We start from the raw sequence: 1903 nt of genomic DNA, 5'->3' as shown, positions 1-1903 counted from the left end.
CAGAGGATAAGCTTTTCGCCTGCTTTTCGATCCCATAGAGTTTGGCGATATAGTTCAACGCTTTTTCAGGTTTACCTGCTTTCTTTGACGGCGATGCTTTTTGAGCATCGGTAAATTTACGACGAGCATGAGCCATGCAAGCCGCTTGAGTCACACCTTCTAACGTGTCGTAAGCACTGTACCCATCCGACAGTAAATAACCAGAGTAACCCGTTAGGAATTCACGTACGCAAGCACCCGCTCGACTTGGCTGGTAATCATAGACAACAACGGGATTTTGAGTGAACTCACCGCTACGGTAAACCCACATATAAGATTTAGATTGTGCCTTTTTATCTTCTTCTCGAAGTACCTGCACCGTGGTTTCATCAGCGCAGATAAGCGTCTCCTTAAGAAGTGTTGATTTCATGTAGTCGATAATCACTTGAACTTTATCGCCTAATTGCACACACCAGTTAGACAGCGTCGCACGACTTATATCGATGCCTGAACGATTCAATATATCGACTTGGCGATACAGTGGTAAAGCATCCACATATTTGGCGGTCACGACTGCTGCGAAGGCGTCCGCACTGCCCAAGCTTTTGGGGATCATACTCGCGGGTTTCGGGGCTGTGATGATTTTTGACTTAGTCTGTGTTTTTTCACATTGGCGACAAGTGTACTTGGTTCGCTCATGCCGAATAACACTGACCTTCTGAGGGATGATTTTCAACTCTTCGGAGGTTTCGACACCACATTCGTGTAAAGGCTCATCACAGCATTCGCAATACGGTGCATTAAGCTCATGCTTATGAGTTTCACGTTCGAGTTCGCTTGGTAAAGGTTTTCGCCCCGTTTTTTTCTTCTCATCATCGGACTTAGGGGTTGCATTTTGTTGCTCTGCCTCGTTAAAGCTACCTTTCGGTGTTTTTTCACTTTGTGTTGAGAAGCGCTTAGACTTACTGAGATTTAATTGCTCAACCAAGAGCTGAACTTTGGTTTCGAGTTCGGCTATTTCTTCCTGTTGTGTTTGAACCTTCAGATCTGCTTCAAGCTTCTCTTTTTGAAGTTGCATCAGCATAGCTTTCAGTTGTTCTACGTCATCAGGAAGGTCAGTCATTACAGGGCTCAGTCGATTTTGATACCTTAAGTGTGACAGTGAAAAAGGATCGTTCAAGCCCTATTTTCAGATCAACATCAGCGATCACACTTCTAAATGATTGAGTGGGCGATGAGCACGAGGGTGATTTAAATCTAGGCCAGATAGCAACCACTGAAGCTGTTGTTTACTGATATGTATCGCATTATCGGGTTGGGGCTCTGGCCATTTAAATCGACCTTTTTCTAATCGTCGATAGTAAAGCCAGAAGCCATTGGTATCCCAAAATAATATTTTGAGTTTATCCCGCCCGCGATTACAGAAGATAAACCACGCTTCACCAAACGGGTCCATTTCAAGTGTTTCGGCAACAATCAGTGATAATCCATCGATAGACTTTCTCAGGTCAGTCACTCCTGTGACGAGATAAACCTTTCCTGATGGCATCATTGCAATGCGTCAATCCAATGCTTAATTTGTGATGCGCTAAGGTTTGTAGGTAATTCAGCACGAATGCCGTTATGCAGTGTGAGCACCACCACACTTGCGGTGTAGCCGACATTATTTTCGGTCACCACTATTGGTTGAACTTGAATTTGTTCTTCTAGTTTATTGAGTTTTTTAAACCAATAATGAAAGGTTTGGTAGTTAATGCCATTATCGAGGCAAAACTGTTTAATCGTCGAGTTGCTGTTTAGTTGCTGCTCAAGTATCTGAGCCCAGTGATGACGTTTTTGTTCTTGATTCATAATATCTCCTTTAAAAAAGATACTATGACGAAGCTAGATTTCTATTGATAGGTGGGTTTCGTTAACCGCTTAC

The 1903-nt window shown here is 43.2% G+C and carries 3 protein-coding genes; all 3 read right to left on the bottom strand.

Features of this window, described 5'->3' with window-relative positions:
- Positions 1-1102, bottom strand: a 1102-nt coding sequence (tnpC, locus tag A9260_RS11510) for an IS66 family transposase (protein WP_068699110.1), incomplete at its 3' end; no start/stop codon positions are given.
- A gap of 84 nt (positions 1103-1186) precedes the next feature.
- A complete protein-coding gene (gene tnpB, locus A9260_RS11505; protein ID WP_068699108.1) occupies positions 1187-1531 on the bottom strand; it encodes an IS66 family insertion sequence element accessory protein TnpB in 345 nt (114 codons plus the stop codon).
- Positions 1528-1830: an IS66 family insertion sequence element accessory protein TnpA gene (gene tnpA, locus A9260_RS11500; protein ID WP_156684051.1), complete on the bottom strand. Its 303-nt coding sequence runs from the start codon at positions 1828-1830 to the stop codon at positions 1528-1530. Before tnpA ends, tnpB begins: the two co-directional genes overlap by 4 nt.
- Positions 1831-1903: the final 73 nt, after the last annotated feature.

This window comes from Vibrio sp. UCD-FRSSP16_30 (genome assembly GCF_001676025.1).
Lineage (GTDB): Bacteria > Pseudomonadota > Gammaproteobacteria > Enterobacterales > Vibrionaceae > Vibrio.
The sequence above is the reverse complement of the archived record's forward strand: the minus strand, read 5'-3'. Positions and strand labels throughout refer to the sequence as shown.